The sequence below is a fragment of the Streptomyces sp. R302 genome, assembly GCF_012927245.1.
GTDB lineage: Bacteria > Actinomycetota > Actinomycetes > Streptomycetales > Streptomycetaceae > Streptomyces.
On sequence record NZ_JABBGE010000003.1, the window covers coordinates 691,501 to 712,357 of the forward strand.

Annotated in this window: 19 protein-coding genes; 13 read left to right on the forward strand and 6 right to left on the reverse strand. The window is 71.9% G+C overall.

The window, feature by feature from the left end:
• Positions 1–46: 46 nt before the first annotated feature.
• Both HHL19_RS13000 and HHL19_RS13005 read right to left on the reverse strand, forming a co-directional pair.
• Positions 47–1,372, reverse strand: coding sequence for a polysialyltransferase family glycosyltransferase (locus HHL19_RS13000; RefSeq protein ID WP_169088832.1), 1,326 nt, complete (start codon positions 1,370–1,372; stop codon positions 47–49).
• On the reverse strand, positions 1,369–2,400 hold the full coding sequence (locus tag HHL19_RS13005; protein WP_169088834.1) for a glycosyltransferase family 2 protein: 1,032 nt from the start codon (positions 2,398–2,400) through the stop codon (positions 1,369–1,371). Before HHL19_RS13005 ends, HHL19_RS13000 begins: the two co-directional genes overlap by 4 nt.
• A gap of 219 nt (positions 2,401–2,619) precedes the next feature.
• Here HHL19_RS13005 and HHL19_RS13010 point away from each other — a divergent pair, with 219 nt between their 5' ends.
• From HHL19_RS13010 to HHL19_RS13065, 12 genes are all read left to right on the forward strand, one after another.
• Positions 2,620–3,933 carry a DUF6716 putative glycosyltransferase gene (locus HHL19_RS13010; RefSeq protein WP_169088836.1) on the forward strand — a complete coding sequence of 438 codons (1,314 nt, stop codon included), beginning with the start codon at positions 2,620–2,622 and terminating at the stop codon, positions 3,931–3,933.
• Positions 3,933–5,138 carry an acylneuraminate cytidylyltransferase gene (locus HHL19_RS13015; protein ID WP_169088838.1) on the forward strand — a complete coding sequence of 402 codons (1,206 nt, stop codon included), beginning with the start codon at positions 3,933–3,935 and terminating at the stop codon, positions 5,136–5,138. The genes HHL19_RS13010 and HHL19_RS13015 overlap by 1 nt, the downstream gene beginning before the upstream one ends.
• 13 nt (positions 5,139–5,151) lie before the next feature.
• Positions 5,152–6,045, forward strand: a complete 894-nt coding sequence (locus HHL19_RS13020) for an N-acetylneuraminate synthase family protein (protein ID WP_169088840.1) — start codon at positions 5,152–5,154, stop codon at positions 6,043–6,045.
• Positions 6,042–7,367: a hypothetical protein gene (locus tag HHL19_RS13025; RefSeq protein WP_169088842.1), complete on the forward strand. Its 1,326-nt coding sequence runs from the start codon at positions 6,042–6,044 to the stop codon at positions 7,365–7,367. Before HHL19_RS13020 ends, HHL19_RS13025 begins: the two co-directional genes overlap by 4 nt.
• 116 nt (positions 7,368–7,483) lie before the next feature.
• On the forward strand, positions 7,484–8,704 hold the full coding sequence (locus HHL19_RS13030) for an amidohydrolase (RefSeq protein ID WP_169088844.1): 1,221 nt from the start codon (positions 7,484–7,486) through the stop codon (positions 8,702–8,704).
• 241 nt (positions 8,705–8,945) lie between these two features.
• A complete protein-coding gene (locus HHL19_RS13035) occupies positions 8,946–10,004 on the forward strand; it encodes a BMP family ABC transporter substrate-binding protein (protein ID WP_169088846.1) in 1,059 nt (352 codons plus the stop codon).
• 190 nt (positions 10,005–10,194) lie between these two features.
• Positions 10,195–11,850 carry an ABC transporter ATP-binding protein gene (locus HHL19_RS13040; protein ID WP_346768303.1) on the forward strand — a complete coding sequence of 552 codons (1,656 nt, stop codon included), beginning with the start codon at positions 10,195–10,197 and terminating at the stop codon, positions 11,848–11,850.
• A complete protein-coding gene (locus HHL19_RS13045) occupies positions 11,847–12,965 on the forward strand; it encodes an ABC transporter permease (RefSeq protein WP_169088850.1) in 1,119 nt (372 codons plus the stop codon). The genes HHL19_RS13040 and HHL19_RS13045 overlap by 4 nt, the downstream gene beginning before the upstream one ends.
• Complete coding sequence (locus HHL19_RS13050; RefSeq protein WP_169088852.1) at positions 12,962–14,224, forward strand: ABC transporter permease; 1,263 nt, start codon at positions 12,962–12,964, stop codon at positions 14,222–14,224. The genes HHL19_RS13045 and HHL19_RS13050 overlap by 4 nt, the downstream gene beginning before the upstream one ends.
• Positions 14,221–14,625: a cytidine deaminase gene (locus HHL19_RS13055; RefSeq protein WP_169088855.1), complete on the forward strand. Its 405-nt coding sequence runs from the start codon at positions 14,221–14,223 to the stop codon at positions 14,623–14,625. Before HHL19_RS13050 ends, HHL19_RS13055 begins: the two co-directional genes overlap by 4 nt.
• An 84-nt stretch (positions 14,626–14,709) precedes the next feature.
• Positions 14,710–15,987, forward strand: coding sequence for a thymidine phosphorylase (locus HHL19_RS13060; protein ID WP_169088857.1), 1,278 nt, complete (start codon positions 14,710–14,712; stop codon positions 15,985–15,987).
• A 111-nt stretch (positions 15,988–16,098) separates the two neighbouring features.
• Positions 16,099–16,686, forward strand: a complete 588-nt coding sequence (locus tag HHL19_RS13065) for a Uma2 family endonuclease (RefSeq protein WP_169088859.1) — start codon at positions 16,099–16,101, stop codon at positions 16,684–16,686.
• Here the strand turns inward: HHL19_RS13065 and HHL19_RS13070 are convergent.
• Positions 16,683–17,336 (reverse strand): HAD family hydrolase, encoded by a 654-nt coding sequence (locus HHL19_RS13070; RefSeq protein WP_169088861.1) that lies wholly within the window; start codon positions 17,334–17,336, stop codon positions 16,683–16,685. The genes HHL19_RS13065 and HHL19_RS13070 overlap by 4 nt on opposite strands.
• A gap of 18 nt (positions 17,337–17,354) precedes the next feature.
• Between HHL19_RS13070 and HHL19_RS13075 the strand changes: the two genes are divergently transcribed.
• Positions 17,355–17,654 (forward strand): STAS domain-containing protein, encoded by a 300-nt coding sequence (locus HHL19_RS13075; protein ID WP_240981539.1) that lies wholly within the window; start codon positions 17,355–17,357, stop codon positions 17,652–17,654.
• Between the two features lie 4 nt (positions 17,655–17,658).
• On the opposite strand, the gene HHL19_RS13080 is transcribed toward HHL19_RS13075, so the two are convergent.
• The 3 genes from HHL19_RS13080 to HHL19_RS13090 form a co-directional block, all read right to left on the reverse strand.
• On the reverse strand, positions 17,659–18,630 hold the full coding sequence (locus tag HHL19_RS13080; RefSeq protein WP_169088863.1) for a sigma-70 family RNA polymerase sigma factor: 972 nt from the start codon (positions 18,628–18,630) through the stop codon (positions 17,659–17,661).
• Between the two features lie 80 nt (positions 18,631–18,710).
• Complete coding sequence (locus HHL19_RS13085) at positions 18,711–19,418, reverse strand: L,D-transpeptidase (protein WP_169088865.1); 708 nt, start codon at positions 19,416–19,418, stop codon at positions 18,711–18,713.
• A 101-nt stretch (positions 19,419–19,519) separates the two neighbouring features.
• On the reverse strand, positions 19,520–20,806 hold the full coding sequence (locus HHL19_RS13090; protein WP_169088867.1) for an MFS transporter: 1,287 nt from the start codon (positions 20,804–20,806) through the stop codon (positions 19,520–19,522).
• Positions 20,807–20,857 lie beyond the last annotated feature (51 nt).

Here is a 20,857-nt window from a genome sequence, read left to right on the forward strand (position 1 = left end):
GGAGGCCCGGGACCGCCGCACCGGTCCCGGGCCCGGTCTCGACGGGCTACTTCTTCAGGGCCTTGCGCAGGCGCAGGGCCCGGCGGGCCAGGCGGCGGACCCTCGGGTGGCGGGGGACCGGGAGGCCGCCCGGGAGGTCGAGGACGGTGAGCCGGCGGCGGGTGAAGTGGTGCCGGGTGCGCTCGGCGTACGGCCCGGACAGGTGGCGTACCGCCGCCTCCCGCAGGTCGGCCCTTATGTTCGGCTGCATCGCGAAGCCGACGGCGGCGACCAGGTCGTCGAGGCGGGCGGCGTCCGTCACCGGCTCCTCGTCGTCCGGGCCCGGCACCAGCGGCGGCAGGACCGCGTCGACGACGGTCAGCGGGATCCGGTTGCTGTTCTGGAACGGGGTGAGCCGCTGGAGGAGCTCCCGGGTGCCGACCCGGGCGACCGGCAGGCCGTAGAAGGTGCGTGCGGTCATCAGCGCCGTGGAGAAGCAGCCGGCGACCAGCGCGGGCCGCAGCTCGCGGTAGAGCACCTCGGCGAGGACCGGGCGGGTCTCGACGGTCAGCGCGGCGCCGAGCCGGGCCGCCTCCTCCGTGAGCGAGGCCGTCCAGGAGTCGGGGGCGTTGGGGTGCGGCTTGAAGACGAGCCGCCGGTGGCCGCGGGCGACCGCGCCGCGCACCATGCTCAGGTGCAGCTCCTCCTCCTCGGCGGCCGTCATCAGGTTGATCGCGGCGAGGTACTGGCCGAGGAGGAGGGCGGGGCCCTCGCCGTCGCCGGCGGGCGCGTCGGTGCCGGCGAGTTCCTCGACGGCCTGGGTGAAGGCCTCCACCGGTACGGTCTCCGGCACCGCGCCGAACTCGCCGAGCAGCAGCGGCCGCAGCCCCGGCACCAGGTCGAGGTGGAGGAGGCGGGCGGCGCGGCCGCCGATCAGCGGGTCGATCTTGTTGCGGGTGGGGCCGTAGCTCATCAGGCCGTCCGCGTAGACGGTGATCGCCGCCTCCGGGAGGAGGGTGGCGACGGCGAGCGCCGGGGTGACCTGGATGGACTCCAGGACGAGTTCGATCCGGTCGTCGCCGAGCCTCCACGCCTTGTGGAGGTGGCGCTGGAGCATCGGCACGTCCTGGCCGCGCGGGGTCCAACCGCCGGGGTGGAGCGGGGAGATGGTCTCGTTCCAGGAGATCACCTCGTCGAAGCGGCCGCGGATCCGGTCGAAGCCCTCGGCCTCGGTGAAGGCGGGGGTGGTCTCCGGGATGGGCGCGTTGTTCGTGACGAGGAGGATCCGCCGCGCGGCGGCGCCGAAGCAGCCGCTGTCTATGGCGGCGGCCAGGGTGACCGCGCCGTACAGGGTGGACGCGGCGAGGATCTGGGTCGTACGGGCCGTGCTCACGCGGCCACCTCCGAGGGGTTCGGGCCGGTCGCGGGAGGCCGGCCGCCCGGCGGGGCCGGCGGCGGCGGTGCGGGCCGCCGGCGGCGCAGCTTGCGCAGGACGGCGGCCCGGTCGCCGCCCATCGCGGTCAGCGCCGCGTCGAGGACGTCCTGCGGCATGCGGCGCAGCGCGCCCGCGCTCATCGCCTTCAGCTGCCGGGCCACGTCGGGCTCGAACTTCTCGATGGAGCCGACGTGGTGGGCGATCACCGCGCAATAGGTGCGGACGGCTTTCGGGAGAAAGCGTTCGGCGTCCTTGTCCTTCGCGGTCTCCTCGACGACCTGGTCGAAGGCGCGGATGAAATCCAATTGCCGGACGTCGCCGATCTGGGTGAGGGAAGTCGCCACTCCGCGCCGGTAGAAGACGCCGAGTTCACCTATGGCGGCGAACGATTTCGCCTCGCGGTGCAGCCGCCAGATCCAGGGCCGGTCCTCGGCGGTGCGCAGCCCGTGCGGGAAGTGCAGCAGGCCCTGGTCGAGCAGCCGGCGGTGGTAGATCCCGGCCCAGGCGAAGGGGTAGTCGACGGAGGTGGTGCGGTGGGCGGGGAGGATCGCCTCGCGCGGGTCGAGGACCTCGCCCCGGCGGGGCACGGGCACCCGGCGGACCGAGCGGGCGCGGCCGCTGACGGAGGTGTGGTCGGTGCGCAGGAAGTCGCAGCCGAGGCCTTCGGCGGCGGCGAGGAGCCGCCCGTAGTAGCCGGGGGAGAGCCAGTCGTCCCCGTCGAGGAAGGCGATGTACTCGCCGCGGGCCGCGTCCAGACCGGTGTTGCGGGCGGTCGCCAGGCCCTCGTTCCGCTCGTGCCGGATCAGGACGGCGCCGGGCAGGGTCCGGGCGGCCCGTTCGAGGATGTCGGGGGTGTCGTCGGACGAGCAGTCGTCGACGAGGAGGAACTCGACGTCCTCGCGGGCGTTGGCGCGCAGACCGGCGAGGGTGTCGGGGGCGTATGTCTGCACGTTGAAGAACGGCACGACGACGGAGAGCTTGACCACGCGGCCGACGCTAGGCGCCGCCCCGGCCGCTTCGCCGACCGTCCGGGGGATTTTCGGTGAACACGAAGCGGCGGGCTGATTAACCGCCTTTACCCGAGGGGATTTCGGGCCGTCCAACGGCTGAATCCCGGGCCGCTTCAGTTCACGGAGAGGTGCTGTTCACCGTTTGTTGTGGCCCAGTTGGGCCGCCGACCGGAATGGACTTCTAGCGTCCTCGACGTGCCAGAAAGTTCCAGTGAAGCGGTACGGGTCGCCGTACTCGCGGATTCCGACACCCGGTGGAAATGGGGTGCGCTCACCGCGCGCCGCATCACCCCGGCGGACGCCTCAGGTTCCGCAGGCTCCGCACCGGAGCCGACCGGTTTCGTCCTCCGCGGCCGGGCCACCCCCACCGCCCGCCAGCTCGCCGAGACGGGCGCCTCCACGGCCGCCCCGCGCGAGGTGACCGGCGCCGAGTTCCTGCGCGAGGTGCGGGACGCGGAGGCGCGCGGCGAGCGGTACGACGTCGTGGTCCTCGCACTGGTCGGCGGCACCGTCCGGGCCGTCCTCCAGGGCCTCGCCGACCTCGGTCTCGACCGCCGGCCGGTGATCGTCACCGGCTATGTCGGGGTCGTCTACGAGAAGCTGGCCGACGGCCTGCTCCTGCGCCACGGCGCCGACGTGGTCCTCGCCAACTCCCGTCACGACGCGGAACGTTTCCGCGCCGTGTACGAAGGGGTCGGCGCGGGTGCCGAGTCGGTCGTCGAGGCCGCCCTGCCGTTCCTCGGCGGCGCCCCGCACCGCCGCGAGGAGGGTCGCGACACCCTGGTGTTCGCCGCCCAGCCGTCCGTCCCGGTCACCCGGAACGAACGGGCGTACGTCCTGGAGCGCCTGGTCCGGCACGCCCGGCTGCACCCGGAGCGCGAGGTCCTCCTCAAGCTCCGCTCCAAGCCCGGCGAGCACACCACGCACCTGGAGGAGCACCCGTACCAGCGGCTGGTCCGCGACCTCGACCCGCCCGCCAACTTCCGTCTGGTGTACGGGCACATGGGCGAGGTCCTGGACCGCACCGACCTGCTGGTCACCGTCTCCTCCACGGCCGCCCTGGAGGCCCTGCACCGCCGCATCCCCACCGCGATCCTGACCGACTGCGGGGTCCGCGAGGTGAACGGCAACCACCACTTCATCGGCTCCGGGCTCCTCACCTCCTTCGACCGGCTCGACGCGGGGCACGCCCCCGAGCCGGACGAGGAGTGGCTGGCCCGCCAGGGAGTGGCGTCGGACGGTTCGTACGACTCCGCCTTCGACGCCGCCCGCGCGCGGGTCGCGGAGCTGCTCGCGCTGCCCGGACTCCCCCCGATCAGCCCCTACTACACCGCCGAGACGGCCCCCGGCTACCTGCCGGGGATCCTCGCCCGCCACCGCCTGGACGTCACCGCGCCCCCGGCCCGCGACAGCGGGCTGCGCCGGATCGTCCGCGAGGCGGCGCGCGGCGCCTACCGCCACGGCGTGCAGCGCGTGGCCCCCGTCGTCCGACGCCTGGGAGAACTGTGATGCCCACGAAGAAGCCGAGCCCCACCGTGCTCGCCGTCATCCCCGCGCGGGGCGGCTCCAAGGGCGTCCCCGCCAAGAACCTCGCCCCGGTCGCCGGGATCCCGCTGGTCGGCCGGGCCGTCCGGGCCTGCCTCGGCGCGGTCGGCGTCACCGACGTCGTCGTCTCCACCGACGACCACGCCATCGCCTCCGCCGCCCGCTCCTTCGGCGCCGAGGCCGTCCAGCGCCCGGCCGCGATCGCGGGCGACACCGCCACCAGCGAGTCCGCCGTCCTGCACGCCCTGGACGCCTTCGAGGCCGGCGCGGGCCGCACCGCCGACGTGGTCCTCCTCGTCCAGTGCACCAGCCCCTTCCTGACCTCCGACGAGGTCGCCGCGGCCGTCGCCCGGATCGTCGACGGGGAGGCCGACACCGCCTTCACGGCGGCCCCCTCGCACGGCTTCCTGTGGAAGGAGACGGAGGACGGCGCCACCGGCGTCAACCACGACAAGGCGCACCGCCCGCGCCGCCAGGACCGCGAGGCCGAGTACCTGGAGACCGGCGCCGTCTACGCGATGGACGCGTCCGGGTTCCGTACCCACGGCCACCGCTTCTTCGGCCGCACCGCGCTCGTCGTCACCGACCCGGCCCGCGTCCTGGAGATCGACGACCCGCACGACCTGGCCCGTGCCAAGGCCCTCGCGCCGCTCCTCGACGAGCCGGCCACCCCGGCCTTCGCCGACGTCGACGCGGTCGTCCTCGACTTCGACGGCACCCAGACCGACGACCGGGTCCACCTCGACGCGGAGGGCCGGGAGTTCGTCTCCGCCCACCGCGGCGACGGCCTCGGCATCGCGGCCCTGCGCCGCGCCGGACTGCCCGTCCTCATCCTCTCCACCGAACAGAACCCCGTCGTCGCCGCCCGCGCCCGGAAGCTGAAGATCCCCGTCCTGCACGGGATCGACCGCAAGGACCTCGCCCTCAAGGAGTGGTGCGAGGCCGAGGGGATCGACCCGGCGCGCGTCCTCTACGCCGGCAACGACGTCAACGACCTGCCCTGCTTCCACCTCGTCGGCTGGCCCGTCGCGGTGGGCAGCGCCCACGACTCCGTCCGGGCCGCGGCCCGCGCGGTCACCGCCACCCCGGGCGGCTTCGGAGCGATCCGCGAGATCGCCGCCTGGCTCCTCGGACCCGAGCTGAACACCCCCACCCCTTTCCCGAACTGAAGGAAGCACCACCATGAACTCCCGCCTGCGCACCCTCGGCCCGAAGACCGCCGGCCCCGGTCGGCCCGTCTACATCTGCGGCGAGATCGGCATCAACCACAACGGCGATCTGGAGAACGCCTTCAAGCTGATCGACGTGGCCGCCGAGGCCGGCTGCGACGCCGTCAAGTTCCAGAAGCGCACCCCGGAGATCTGCACCCCGCGCGACCAGTGGGACATCGAGCGCGACACCCCCTGGGGCCGGATGACGTATATCGACTACCGCCACCGCGTCGAGTTCGGCGAGGACGAGTACCGCCAGATCGACGAGCACTGCAGGAAGCGCGGCATCGACTGGTTCGCCTCCCCGTGGGACACCGAGGCCGTCGCCTTCCTGGAGAAGTTCGACGTCCCCGCCCACAAGGTCGCCTCCGCCTCCCTCACCGACGACGAGCTGCTGCGCGAGCTGCGCGCCACCGGCCGCACCGTCATCCTCTCCACCGGCATGTCGACGCCGAAGCAGATCCGCCACGCGGTCGAGGTCCTGGGCAGCGACAACATCCTGCTCTGCCACGCCACTTCCACCTACCCGGCCAAGGCCGAGGAGTTGAACCTGCGCGTCATCCAGACGCTCCAGGAGGAGTACCCGAACGTCCCGATCGGCTACTCCGGCCACGAGACCGGCCTGCAGACCACCCTCGCCGCCGTCGCCCTCGGCGCCGCCTTCGTCGAGCGCCACATCACCCTCGACCGCGCCATGTGGGGCTCGGACCAGGCCGCCTCCGTCGAGCCGCAGGGCCTGGAGCGCCTCGTCCGCGACATCCGCACCATCGAGACCGCCCTCGGCGACGGCGTGAAGAAGGTGTACGAGTCGGAGCTCGGCCCGATGAAGAAGCTCCGCCGCGTCCTGGAGCCCGTCTCCGCATGACCGGCCGCCTGGCGTTCGTCGAGAGCCCCGTCCAGCTCCTGAACGTCCTGGAGTGGGCGCACGCGCGCGGCCGGGGAACCGTCCCCGCCGCCGCGCCCCCTCCCGTCCCGGCGCCGGATGCCGCTCAGGCACCGGCGCCGGACCCCGGCACTCCGGGCACTCCGGGTACTCCGGGTACTCCCGGCACTCCGGACACCCCGGGTACTCCCGGCACTCCGGGCACCCCGGGCGCCCCCGGCACCCCGGGCGCCCCCGGCACCCCGGGCGCCCCCGGCACCCCCGGCACCCCCAGCACTCCGGGTACTCCGGACACCCCCAGCACCTCTGACGGCCTCAGCACCCCCGACGGCCTCAGGATCGTCGTCCTCTCGCCGACCGACCCCATGTCGCGCGGCCAGCTGCGCCGGATGGCCCAGCTCGCCCGGGACGAGGGCTTCGAGGTGCACTGGCAGGAGGCGCGGGCCGGCCGCGGCGCGCTGGTCCGCACCCTGCGGGAGCTGGGCGGGCCGCTGCGCGCCGCCGAGCGCGTGATCGTCGGCGACCCCTTCTCCCGTTACGTCCAGCTGCTGCTGACGCTCTTCGGGCCCCGGCACGTCACGGTCGTCGACGACGGCACCGCGACCATGGAGTTCGCCGCCCAGCTCGCGGGCGGGGAGCGGCTCGTCCGCTGGCACCGCAAGGGCGACATGGGGCCGCGCGAGCTGCTGCTCGCCCCGGTCACCTCGCTGGCCCGGCGCCGGCTCGCCCCCGGCCCCGGCAGGACCGTCGAGATCTTCACCTCGCTGCCCGTGCAGGCGCCGCCCGGCACCGAGGTCACCGAGAACGCCTACGCGTGGACGCGGGAGCGCTTCGGCCCGCCGCCGCTCACCGGCGGCGCCGACCTCGTGGGCACCTCGCTCGTCGAGACCGGCGTGATCGACGCGGACCACTATCTGCGGGTCGTCGGGCAGCTCGCCCGCGCCCACGGCGCCACCCGCTACTTCGCGCACCGCCGCGAGACCCCGGAGAAGCTGCACCGGATCGCGGTCGAGACCGGGCTCCAGGTGGTCCGCCCGGACCTGCCGCTGGAGCTGATCGCCCGGCGCGGCCCGATCGGCGCCACCATCGTCAGCTTCCCGTCCACCGTCGTGCACACCCTGCCGCTCGCCCTGGCGGGCACCGGGGTGAAGGTCGCGGTCTGCGAGATCGCCCCCGAGTGGCTGAAAGCCACCGCCTCGCCGCGGGCACGGGGCTTCCTCGCGGGCGTCGCCGGCACGGCGTCGGGGGCGGACCGGCTCACTCCGCGGAACGCCTCCGCGGTCGACCGGCTCGAATTCGGGTGACCATACCCATACGGAGTGTGTCCCATGCACGGTAAACCGAGATTCTTTACCCTAACGGGCTGAACTTTTCGAGATCGACAGGCAGTTGATCACCGGATGGGCCTACGCTTCAAAGGGTGAACCAGTTGAAGTCCCGTGAGCCCGGATCCGTCACCCTGCCCGGAACGCTGTCTTCCTCCCTGCGCGGCGAACTCGTCGCCTTCCGCAGGGACTTGCACATGCACCCCGAGCTCGGCAACCAGGAGTTCCGTACCACCGCCGCGCTCAAGGCCCGCCTGGAGGCGGCCGGCCTGGCGCCGCGCGTCCTCCCGGGCGGCACGGGGCTCACCTGTGACATCGGCAGCTGGGACGGCGGGCGCCCCATGCTCGCCGTCCGCGCCGACCTCGACGCCCTGCCGATCCCGGACGCCAAGACCGTCGCGTACCGCTCCACCGTCCCCAACCGCGCCCACGCCTGCGGCCACGACGTGCACACCACCACCGTCCTCGGCGCCGGGCTCGTCCTCGCCGAGCTGGCGCGCGAGGGCCGGCTGCCGCGCCCGGTGCGGCTGATCTTCCAGCCCGCCGAGGAGGTGCTGCCCGGCGGCGCGGCCGACGCGGTCGCGGCCGGCGTCCTCGACGGCGTCGGCCGGATCATCGCCGTCCACTGCGACCCGAAGGTCGACGTCGGGAAGATCGGCATCCGCACCGGCCCCATCACCTCCGCCTGCGACCGCCTGGAGATCACCCTCGACGGCCCCGGCGGCCACACCGCCCGCCCGCACCTCACCACCGACCTGGTGACCGCCGCCGCCCGGATCGCCACCGACGTGCCCGCCGTCCTCGCCCGCCGGGTCGACGCCCGCTCCGGACTCTCCGTCACCTGGGGCCGGATCGAGGCCGGTCACGCGCCCAACGTCATCCCGCAGCACGCCGAGCTCTCCGGCACCGTCCGCTGCCTCGACCTGCCCGCCTGGCACGACGCGCCCGACCTGGTGCACGCCGCCGTCGACGAGATCGCCGCCCTGCACCGGGCCAAGTCCACCGTGAACTACGTCCGCGGCGTCCCCCCGGTCGTCAACGACCCGGTCGTCGTGGAGCTGCTCCGGGACGCCATGACCGCCCGTCGCGGCCTCGACTCGGTCGAGGACACCGAGCAGAGCCTCGGCGGCGAGGACTTCTCCTGGTACCTGGAGCACGTGCCCGGCGCGATGGCCCGGCTCGGCGTCCGCACCCCCGGCGACCCCCACGTCCGCGACCTGCACGCGGGCGACTTCGACGTCGACGAGCGGTGCGTCCAGACCGCCGTGGAGCTCTTCACCGCCGCCGCCCTCATCGACGGCGACGGCACCCGCTGACACCGGTACGCCCCCGCGCCGCCCCCTCCCGCCAGGCGAGGGGGCGGCGTCTTCATCTCGGCTGATGACACGGGGTTGCGCCTTGATCGCGAAGCGTGTACGGGTACTGTGGCCCGTGGGTTCGCGTCGATACGGTAACGACTCATGAACGGGTCTTTAACTGACATCTACGCGCGTTACGATCGCCGCAAAGCCAGCGCCGGAAGAGGCGCTTTCGGTCAGTCTTGAAGGGACCCTCCTCTTGCGCCGGATCACCAGGATCACCACCGTGGGCATCGCCTCCGCGGCGCTCGCGCTTTCCGTCACCGCCTGTGGCAAGTCCTCTTCCGAGGGCGGCTCCGGTAACTCGACCTCCGACTCGACGGCCAAGGCCGCCATCGCGTACGACATCGGCGGCCGCGGCGACCAGTCCTTCAACGACGCCGCCTACGCGGGTCTGAAGAAGGCCGAGGACGACCTCGGCGTCAAGGGCGCCGAGGCCGAGCCGTCCTCCGGTGAGAGCGACGCCGACAAGGTGCAGCGCCTCACCTCGCTGGCCCGCGCCGGCAACAACCCGGTCATCGGCGTCGGCTTCGCCTACGCCCCGGCCATCAAGAAGGTCGCGGCGCAGTTCCCGAAGACGACCTTCGGCATCATCGACGACACCTCGGTGACCGGCGAGAACATCGCCAACCTCGTCTTCAACGAGGAGCAGGGCTCCTACCTGGCCGGCGTCGCCGCCGCCAAGGCGTCCAAGTCCGGCACGGTCGGCTTCATCGGCGGTGTCGAGGTCCCGCTGATCAAGAAGTTCGAGGCGGGCTACGTCCAGGGCGTCAAGGACACCAACCCCAAGGCGAAGGTGCTCACCCAGTACCTGACCCAGCCGCCGAACTTCGACGGCTTCGCCAAGCCCGACCTCGGCAAGGCCGCCGCCCAGGGCCAGCTCGACAAGGGCGCCGACGTCATCTACGCCGCCGCCGGTCTCGCCGGCTCCGGTGCGATCGAGGCCGCCTCCAAGGCCGGCAAGTGGTCCATCGGCGTCGACTCCGACCAGTACAACCAGGCCGGTCTCGCCGCGTACAAGGACTCGATCCTGACCTCGGTCACCAAGGACGTCTCCGACTCCGTCTACAACCTGATCAAGTCGGTCGAGGACGGCAAGCCGCAGACCGGTGAGGTCCGCTACGGCCTCGCCACCGACGGTGTCGGCCTGGCCGACTCGAACCCGAAGTACAAGGAGATGACGGACCTCATCGCCGCGGTCAACAAGGCGAAGCAGGACATCATCGACGGCAAGATCACGGTCAAGACCGCCCCGTAAGGCGCGCGGCACGACCAGTTGCCCGCGGGCCCGGCCCCGGTGGGACTCCCACCAGGACCGGGCCCCGGGCCCATTCCCGTACGGGTTTTCACTTTCCGGCAGCGCTACGCGTGTAGATGTCGCACCGGCACGATAACTTCGCCCCGCCCTGCCCTCCGCTCCCACTCCTTTCGGCCAAGGAGAGTGCGTCATCAACGCGTCCAGCCCCCCTGCCGTGGAACTCCACGGCATCACCAAGCGCTTCCCCGGCGTCGTCGCCAACAAGGACATCGCGATCACCGTCCGCAAGGGCACGGTCCATGCTCTGATCGGCGAGAACGGCGCCGGCAAGTCGACCCTCATGAAGATCCTCTACGGCATGCAGAAGCCGGACGAGGGCACCATCGCCATCGACGGGGAGCAGGTCAGCTTCTCCAGCCCCGGTGACGCCATCGCGCGCGGCATCGGCATGGTGCACCAGCACTTCATGCTCGCCGACAACCTCACCGTCCTGGAGAACGTCGTCCTCGGCGGCGAGAAGCTGTACGGGATCGGCGCCAAGGCCCGCAGGAAGATCCAGGAGATCTCCGACGCGTACGGCCTCGGTGTCCGCCCCGACGCCCTCGTCGAGGACCTCGGTGTCGCCGACCGGCAGCGCGTCGAGATCCTCAAGGTGCTCTACCGCGGTGCCAAGATCCTCATCCTCGACGAGCCGACCGCCGTGCTCGTCCCGCAGGAGGTCGACGCGCTCTTCGACAACCTGCGCGAGCTCAAGGCCGAGGGCCTCACCGTCATCTTCATCTCGCACAAGCTGGGCGAGGTCCTGAAGGTCGCCGACGACATCACCGTCATCCGGCGCGGCACCACCGTCGGCACCGCCGACCCCAGGACCGCCACCACCAAGCAGCTCGCCGAGCTGATGGTCGGCAGCGAGCTGCCCTCCCCGGAGACCCGCGAGTCGACCGTCACCGACGTCGCCATGCTCCAGGTGAAGAACCTGACCCTGCTGGAGTCCGGCGGCACCGGCGCCCCGCTGACCACCGCCGCCCCCGCCGACCCGGCCGCCGCCGTGACGGTGCACGAGGAGGTCGCGGTCGGCCGCAAGCTCCTCGACGACATCTCGCTCACCATCCACAAGGGCGAGATCCTCGGCATCGCGGGCGTGGAGGGCAACGGCCAGACGGAGCTGATCGAGGCCCTGATGGGCCTGCGCTCGCCCGACGCCGGCGCCATCAGCCTGGACGGCGCGGACATCTCGGCGCTCCCGGTGCGCAAGCGCCGCGAGGGCGGCATCGGCTACATCCCCGAGGACCGCCACCGCCACGGCCTGCTCCTGGAGGCCCCGCTCTGGGAGAACCGGATCCTCGGCCACGTCACCGAGGCGCCCAACTCCAAGCGCGGCATCCTCGACCCGAAGGCCGCCCGCCAGGACACCGAGCGGATCGTCCGCGAGTACGACGTCCGCACCCCGGGCATCGACGTGACCGCGGCCTCCCTCTCCGGCGGCAACCAGCAGAAGCTGATCGTCGGCCGCGAGATGAGCCACAACCCCAAGTTCCTGATCGCCGCCCACCCCACCCGCGGTGTGGACGTCGGCGCGCAGGCGCAGATCTGGGACGCGATCCGGGAAGCCCGCCGCGAGGGCCTGGCCGTCCTGCTGATCTCCGCCGACCTCGACGAGCTGATCGGCCTCTCCGACACCCTCCGGGTCATGTACCGCGGCAAGCTCGTCGCGGACGCGGACCCCGCCACCATCACCCCCGAGCAGCTGGGCTCCGCCATGACCGGCGCGGCCAGCGGCCACCTCGAAGGCGGCGAAGAGCAGCCCGAGCAGTCCGAGCAGTCCGAAGACGGTGACGCCCGATGATGAAGATCGACAAGGACAAGCTGATCATCGGGGCCGCCGGCCCGGTGCTCGCGCTCGTCACCTCGTTCGTGCTCACCATGCTGGTGCTGCTCGCGACGGGTCTCGACCCGATCGAGCCGATCCGGCTGATGATCGACAACACCGGCTACTCGGACATCCAGGTCCTGATCGTCAACCAGACGGGGATCTACTACCTGGCAGCCCTGGCCGTCGCCATCGGCTTCCGGATGAACCTCTTCAACATCGGCGTCGACGGCCAGTACCGCCTCGCCGCGATGGTCTCGGCCGTGGTCGGCGCCGCGGTCGAGCTGCCCGGCCCGCTGCACATCCTGCTGATCGTGGTCGTCGCGATCCTCACCGGTGCCTTCTGGGCCGGCATCGCCGGCATCCTGAAGACCACCCGCGGCGTCTCCGAGGTCGTCTCGACGATCATGCTGAACGCCATCGCGACCTCCCTGATCGCCTGGCTGATCCTGCCGGCCAACTTCGGCGTCCAGCCGGAGGGCTCCAACGACCTCACCACCGGTGAGATCGCCGAGTCCGGCTGGTTCCCCGGCATCGACATGGGCCAGGGCAACGGCGAGATCTACGGCTTCACCTTCGTCGCCCTCGCCCTCGGCGTCGTGTACTGGTTCGTCCTCAACCGCACCCGCTTCGGCTTCGACCTGCGCGCCACCGGCGAGAGCGAGTCGGCGGCCCAGGCCAGCGGCGTCGACGCCAAGCGGATGATCCTCACCTCGATGCTCATCTCCGGTGGTCTCGCCGGCCTCTCCGGCATGCCGACGCTGCTCGGCGACACCCACACGTACAGCCTCTCCTTCCCGGTCGGCGTCGGCTTCACCGCGATCACGATCGCGCTCCTCGGCCGCAACAACCCGGTCGGCATCCTCTTCGCGGCCCTGCTCTTCGCGTTCCTCGACAAGGCGTCCTCGAACCTCGACGTCTACGGCTACCCGAAGGAGATCACGCAGATCATGCAGGGCATCATCGTGATCGCCGTGGTCGTCTCCTACGAACTCGTCCGCCGTTACGGCACCCGCCGCCAGCAGCAGAAGGTCGGCGAGGAGCTCGCCGCCGGTGGTGCCCTCAAGACCGACAAGGAGGTCTCGGCATGAGCACCGCCACCGCCGCCAAGCCGAGCGCCGCACCGAAGAAGACCGGGCGCCGCAAGCTCACCTGGCCGTGGATCCTGCTGATCGTCGCGGCCGGCCTTGTCCTCTTCTCCCTCGTCCGCGTCGTCTCCGGCGCGAACGACCTGACCTCCGTCGGCCAGGTCTCCGGTGCGCTCCGGCTCGCCGTCCCGATCGGCATGGCAGGCCTCGGCGGCCTGTGGGCCGAGCGCGCGGGCGTGGTCAACATCGGCCTCGAAGGCATGATGATCCTCGGCACCTGGTTCGGTGCCTGGGCCGGCTACCAGTGGGGCCCCTGGGCGGGCGTCCTGCTCGGTCTGCTCGGCGGCGCGCTCGGCGGTCTGCTGCACGCGATCATCACGGTCACGTTCAACGTGAACCACATCGTCTCCGGTGTGGCGATCAACATCCTCGCGGCCGGCTTCACGATGTACCTGTCGAACTTCACGTTCGGCGAGGCCGAGGGCGGCTCCTCCAAGCAGTCCCCGCGCATCGACCCGATCACGGACATCACCATCCCGGGGCTGTCCGACTGGCTGGCCGACCTCCAGCAGAAGCACTGGTTCCTGATCTCCGACCTGGCCGGCATCCTCGGCGGCCTGGTCACCGAGCTGTCGCTGCTGACCATCGTCGCGATCCTGCTGATCCCGGCCACCTGGTGGGTGCTGTGGCGCACGGCCTTCGGCCTGCGGCTCCGCTCCTGCGGCGAGAACCCGGTCGCCGCCGAGTCCCTCGGCGTCAACGTCTACAAGTACAAGTACATCGCGGTCGTCATCTCCGGCGCCCTCGCCGGTCTCGGCGGCGCGTTCCTGGCGATCGTCTCCACCGGCATCTACCAGGAGGGCCAGACCGGCGGCCGCGGTTACATCGGTCTCGCCGCGATGATCTTCGGCAACTGGATGCCCGGCGGCATGGCGCTCGGCGCGGGCCTCTTCGGCTTCACCGACAGCCTCAAGATCCGCGGTGGCGCCGAGAACGTCCACGCGCTGCTGCTGCTCGTCGCGATCCTCCTCGTGCTCGCCGCCGCCTGGCAGCTGTACAAGAAGCGGTACGTGCCCGCCGTGGTCTCCGCCGTCTTCGCGGTCGGCTTCTTCCTCTGGTACGCGTTCACCGACGAGGTCCCGAGCCAGTTCGTCGACGCCGCCCCGTACGTCACCACCCTGCTCGTGCTCGCCCTGTCGGCACAGCGGCTGAGGATGCCGAAGGCGGACGGCCTGCCGTACCGGAAGGGCCAGGGCAAGTGACGACGCCCGCCGGCGAGCCCGACTGGGAGGCCCTGCGGGTGGAGGCCCGGGCCGCGATGGCCCGCGCCTACGCCCCGTACTCGGGCTTCCCGGTCGGCGCGGCCGCCCGCGTCGACGACGGCCGGACGGTCTCCGGCTGCAACGTCGAGAACGCCTCCTTCGGGCTCGGCCTCTGCGCCGAGTGCGGCCTGGTCTCGCAGCTCCAGGCCACCGGCGGCGGCCGGCTCACCCACTTCGTCTGCGTGGACGGCCGGGGCGAGTCGCTCGTCCCCTGCGGCCGGTGCCGGCAGCTCCTGTACGAGTTCGGCGGTCCCGAGCTCGTCCTGGAGACGCCCGCCGGGTTCCTCACCCTGGCGGAGATGCTGCCGCAGGCGTTCGGCCCCGGCCACCTCGCCAAGTAGCACACCGGAGCGGCCCTTCCGGCACGATGGAAGGGCCGCTCCTTCCGTACCCCCCTCTATGCGCGTAGAAAGAGGCACCACGACATGGACGTCATCTCCGTCATCCGCACCAAGCGGGACAAGGGCGAGCTGAGCCCCGAGCAGATCGACTGGGTCATCGACGCCTACACCCGGGGCGCGGTCGCCGACGAGCAGATGTCCGCCCTGGCGATGGCCATCCTGCTCAACGGCATGAACCGCGACGAGATCGCCCGCTGGACGGCGGCCATGATCGCCTCCGGCGAGCGCATGAACTTCGACGCGCTCTCCCGCCCGACCGCCGACAAGCACTCCACCGGCGGCGTCGGCGACAAGATCACCCTCCCGCTCGCCCCGCTCGTCGCCGCCTGCGGCGCGGCCGTCCCGCAGCTCTCCGGCCGCGGCCTCGGCCACACCGGCGGCACCCTCGACAAGCTGGAGTCCATCCCCGGCTGGCGCGCCCTGCTCTCCAACGAGGAGATGCTGCACGTCCTCGACACCACCGGCGCGGTCATCTGCGCGGCGGGCGACGGCCTGGCCCCCGCGGACAAGAAGCTGTACGCGCTCCGCGACGTGACCGGCACGGTCGAGGCGATCCCGCTCATCGCCAGCTCCATCATGTCGAAGAAGATCGCCGAGGGCACCGGCTCCCTCGTCCTCGACGTCAAGGTCGGCACCGGCGCCTTCATGAAGACCATCGAGGACGCCCGCGAGCTGGCCTCCACCATGGTCGCGCTCGGCACCGACAGCGGCGTGAAGACGGTCGCGCTCCTCACCGACATGTCGACCCCGCTCGGCCTGACGGCCGGCAACGCCCTGGAGGTCCGCGAGTCCGTCGAGGTCCTCGCCGGCGGCGGCCCGAAGGACGTCGTCGACCTGACGGTCGCCCTCGCCGCCGAGATGCTCGCCGCGGCCGGCATCAAGGACGCCGACCCGGCGAAGGCCCTCAAGGACGGCTCCGCGATGGACCACTGGCGCCGGATGATCGCGGCGCAGGGCGGCGACCCGGACGCGGCCCTCCCGGTCGCCCGCGAGCAGCACGTCGTCACGGCCCCCGCCTCCGGCGTCCTGACCCGCCTCGACGCGTACGACATCGGCATCGCCGCCTGGCGCCTCGGCGCCGGCCGCGCCCGCAAGGAGGACCCGGTGCAGGCGGGCGCGGGCGTCGAACTCCACGCCAAGCCCGGCGACACGGTCACCGCCGGCCAGCCGCTCCTCACCCTCCACACGGACACGCCGGAGAAGTTCGACTACGCCCTGAAGTCCCTGGACGCCGCCTGGGACATCGCCCCCGAGGGCACGGACTTCCAGCCGACCCCGATCGTCCTGGACCGCATCGCCTAAAGCCTGCGCGGCATGTGCCAGTGGCCCTTTCGGGCGAACGGGACCGGTGGACCTGCGCCGGTCCCGTTCGGCATGCTGGGACCGGTGGCACGACCGATGAAGGAGACCGCCATGAGTGCACTCCCCGCCGATCCCGCTCCGGGCCCACACTGGGACGAACTTGTCCGCTTCTGGGAGGAGTCGGACTGGCCTGAGGGCAGCAAGGTGGAGATCATCGATGGGATCATTGTTGTGACACCACCGCCTGCCGCAGCCCATAACCGCATCGTCGAGAAGGTTCATCGCAGGCTGTACACCGTGGTTCCCGACGACTGGGGGGTCTACGAGACGCAAGGGGTCGCCCACCCCTCGCGGGGGCGCCTGTACGTCCCGGACCTCCTCGTCATCCCGGAACGGATCATGGACGAGCTGGAAGGCGGTGAATCCGCACCGCTCACTGCTGCTGAGCTGGTCGTCGAGGTCACGTCGCTGTCCAACGCCAGCTATGACCGGCTCAACAAGGCGGCTGCCTACGCGGAAGCGAAGGTGCCGCTCTACCTCCTCATCGACCGTTTTGGGCCTGCGGGCCCCACGGTCACGCTCTACGGGGAGCCGAGTGACGTCTACAAGGAGCTCCAGAAGGTGAGGTTCGGCGAGGAGATCCACCTCCCCGCCCCCTTCGACCTCATGCTCGACACCAGCGTCTTCCCCATCGGCTAGTTGACCCCCAGCAACCCCGCCAGCTCCCGCATGTCCTCGAAGACCACCGTTCCCGCCCCCTCCAGACGGTGGGCCGGAGTCAGACCCCCCGTGTAGCCGTACGCCCGCATCCCCGCCGCCCGCGCCGCGCGGACGCCGTACGGGCTGTCCTCCACCACCGCGCACCGCTCCGGCGGGACGCCCATCGAGGCCGCGGCGTGCAGGAAGAGGTCCGGGGCCGGCTTGCCCCGGGCGACGTCGCGGGCGCTGAAGACGCGGCCTTCGAAGCGGTCGAGCAGCCCGGTGCGCGTCAGGTTGCGGCGGATCTCGGCGTGGCTGCCGTTGGAGGCGAGGCAGTACGGCACCGCCAGCGCGTCCAGGACCTCCGTGACCCCCTCCACCGCCGTCAGCTCGGCGTCCAGCACCGTCTCGTAGCGGACCCGGTACGGCTCCTGCCAGCCCGGCTCCAGCGGGCGGCCCCGGCGCTCCTCCACGAGGGCCGTCCAGATCTCGTGCGGGGATCCCACGAAGTGCTCCACCACCTCCGCCTCGGTGAACTCGGCGCCCAGCTCCGCGAAGACCTCCCGGTCCACCCGGCAGTAGAGCCGCTCGCTGTCGACCAGAACGCCGTCACAGTCGAAGATCACCAGTTCGACGGGGTGAGAAGTCATGATCGCGAGCCTAGCGCGATGAGTTCCGCCCGTCCCGACGGTCACCCCCACGTGGACACCAGTCAGCCCCTCGTCATGAGCCTCCCCGCCCGCCCCACCCGCGAGGAGGTCGCCCGGCTCTGCGCCGAGCTGGCCGCCGCGCCGCCGGGGGAGGCGCGGTGCCTGGTCGACGCCGGGGCGCACGGCCTCGCGGCCGTCGACGCCCTGGCCCGGCTCGCGCTCACCGCCCGCCGCCACGGCCACCGGCTGACCTTCCAGGGAGCAGGGCCCGAGCTCACGGCCCTGCTCCGCCTCACCGGCCTCGACGAGGTCCTGTGAAGGACTACGCCTCCAGCCGCTCCGGCAGGTCGAAGAGCGGGAACCAGCGCGGGGTGTCCAGGAAGAAGTCCATCCCGGCCACCTTGCCGTCCCGCAGCTCCAGGACGATCAGCGCCCACGGGCTGTAACCGCCCTCCGGGTCCGGGTGGTAGTGCGCGAAGGCCGGCGAGCCGTTGGCGACCGTCGGCACCAGCTTCGAGCCGCGGCACACGTCGCCGACGCCCAGCATCCAGCCCACGATGTCGTCGTGACCCCGGAGCCAGAGGTCGAACGGCGGCATGGTCATGGTCGCGTCCTCGTGGAGGAGCGCGGTCAGGGCCTTCATGTCGTAGCCCTCGAACGCCGCCACGTACCGCTCCAGGAGCGCCTGCTGCTCCTCGTCGAGCGGGTTCGCCGCGTCGGACTCGGCGGGGGCCTGCTCGGCGATGGTCGCCCGGGCCCGCTGGAGCGCGCTGTTCACCGAGGCGACCGAGGTGTCGAGCAGTTCGGCGACCTCGGCCGCCTTCCACGCGAGAACCTCGCGCAGGATCAGCACGGCCCGCTGCTTCGGCGCCAGGTGCTGGAGCGCGGCGACGAACGCGAGCCGCACGGTCTCCCGGTGCAGCGCCGCCTCCGCCGGGTCGCCGGCGGTGGGCAGCACCCGCCCGTCCGGGACCGGCTCCAGCCAGGTGATCTCCGGCTGCTTCACGAGCTGCGCCTGCGCCACCGGCGTCGGCCCGGACAGGTCCATGGGCCGCGCCCGCTTGTTCCCCGCGTTGAGCGCGTCGAGGCAGACGTTGGTGGCGATCCGGTAGAGCCAGGACCGCAGCGACGACCGCCCCTCGAAGGAGTCGAGCGCCTTCCAGGCCCGCACCATCGTGTCCTGCACCGCGTCCTCCGCCTCGAAGGAGGACCCCAGCATCCGGTAGCAGTAACCGGTCAGCTCGCGCCGGTACTTGTCGAGTTCCTCGGTCGTCACCACGGCGGTCTCACCCATCGCGTCCCCACTCACCCCTCACCGGCGCCGGCGTTCGGCACCGGTGAGAGCGAAGCTACCGCAGCGCGCCGACAGCCGGGTCACGTTCCCGGCTTGCGGCCGTACACGTAGACGTCGTCGCCGTTGCGCAGGAGGTTCCAGTACGCCTTGGCGTCGGCCGGCCGCATGTTGACGCAGCCGCCGGAACCGGGCGGGTTCCACATGGACTTGGTCGTCGAGTGGAAGGCCTGGCCGCCGTCGAAGAACTGCGAGTACGGCATGGAGACGTGGTAGATCGTCGACCAGTGGTTGATGTTCCGCCAGTAGATCTTCTTCGACCCGGTACGGGTCTCGGTGCCGTCCTTGCCGGTGCGCACCGGCACCGGGCCGTACTTGAGGCGGGAGCCGTCCTGGATCCAGCTGAGCTGGCGGGTGAGGTCCACGCAGGCGATCCGGCCCTTGTTGGTCGGGCACTTGCCGGCCTTGTTCGGGTTCTTCCCGGCCGCCTTCTGCTGGATCATCGTGTTCATCGTGCGCCAGGTGATCGGGCCCGCGTAGCCCACGGTCGGGGTGATGCCGTGCTTGCGCTGGAAGGCCTGGATCGCCTTGCAGTCGGCGGACGACTGGCGTCCGTCGACGGTGCGGCCGAGGAACTTCTCGACCTGCTTCTGGTACGGCCCCGTCGTCACGTTGCACGACGCGGCCTGGGCCGGCGAGGCGCCCAGCACGAGGGCGGCCGGCACGAGCAGCGAGGTGAGGCCGGCGGCTATGCCGGCTCTCTTCCCCGCCCGGTACGCGAATCGGTTCATGATCGTCAACTCCCCCTAGAGTCCTGAAATATGGGACGGTCGGGGGAGCGGGCCGGTTGCACCCGGACCGGGCCTGTGACCGTACGGTCACACGGGCGCGCTCAGGCCGTCACCGGACGGATCCGGCGGGCCTCGACGCGCGCGCTGTGCGAGCCGTACAGGGTGATCGAGACGACGCCGAGCACCGCCACCAGGCCGATGCCGACGGTCCCGGCCCAGCCGCCCGCGTGGAAGGCGACCGCGCCGAGCGTGCCGCCCGCGCTGGAGCCCAGGTAGTACGCGGACTGGTACAGCGCCGAGGCCTGGGCGCGGCCCGTCTTCGCGGTCCGGCTCACCGCGGAGGACGCCACCGCGTGGCCCGCGAAGAAGCCGGCCGTGATGAGGACCAGGCCCGCGAGGACCGCCGCGAGGGAGCCGGAGAGCGAGAGCAGCAGCCCCGCCGTGGTCGTGGAGACCGCCAGGTATAGCGCCCCGCGCCGGCCGAGCCGGCCGACCAGCTTCCCGGCCGCCGCCGAGGAGACCGTACCCACCAGGTAGACCAGGAAGATCGAGCCGACCACGCCCTGCGGCAGCGAGAACGGCGCCTCCGTGAGCCGGTAGCCGATCACCGTGTACACGGCCCCGAAGACCGTCATGAACAGCGCGCCGATCCCGTACAGACGCATCAGCAGCGGGTCCGCCAGGTGCCCCTTCACCGTGGCGGCGAGCGCCTTCGGGTTCAGCGTGCCCGGGGTGAAGTGGCGGGCCTTCGGCAGCAGCGCACGGAAGGCGAGCGCGCACAGCAGCGAGGTCAGACCGACGGCCGCCAGACCGGCCCGCCAGCCCCACAGCTGCGCCACCCAGCCGGTGACGATCCGGCCGCTCATGCCGCCGATCGAGTTGCCCGCGACGAAGAGGCCGATGGCGCCGATCAGTGCCCGGGGCCGTACCTCCTCGGCCAGGTACGCCATCGCCGAGGCCGGCAGTCCGGCCAGCGCCGCGCCCTGCAGCGCCCGCAGCGCGATCAGCACCTCCAGGCTCGGCGCGAACGGCACCAGGAGCGCCACGCCGACCGCGACCGTCAGGGAGGCGGTCATCATCGTGCGCCGGCCGAAGCGCTCCGACAGCGCGCTGAGCGGCAGCACGCACAGGGCGAGCGCGCCGGTCGCGGCGGAGACGGTCCAGGAGGCGGCCGAGGCGCTCGCGCCGAACTCGGCGGAGATCGCCGGGAGGAGGGCCTGGGTGGAGTAGAGGAGCGCGAAGGCGGCGAGTCCGGCGGCGAAGAGCGCGAGGCTCATCCGGCGGTGGTCGGAGGTGCCGGGGGCGAGGCGGGTGTCGGCTGCGGTGTCGGCTGCGGTGTCGGCGGACGCGGGGGTGGCGGCGTCCGCCTTGGTACTGGCGGAAGGCATGCCTCGAACTTAGGACGCTCCGTTTCATGCGTCCAATGCATGGATCTGCTG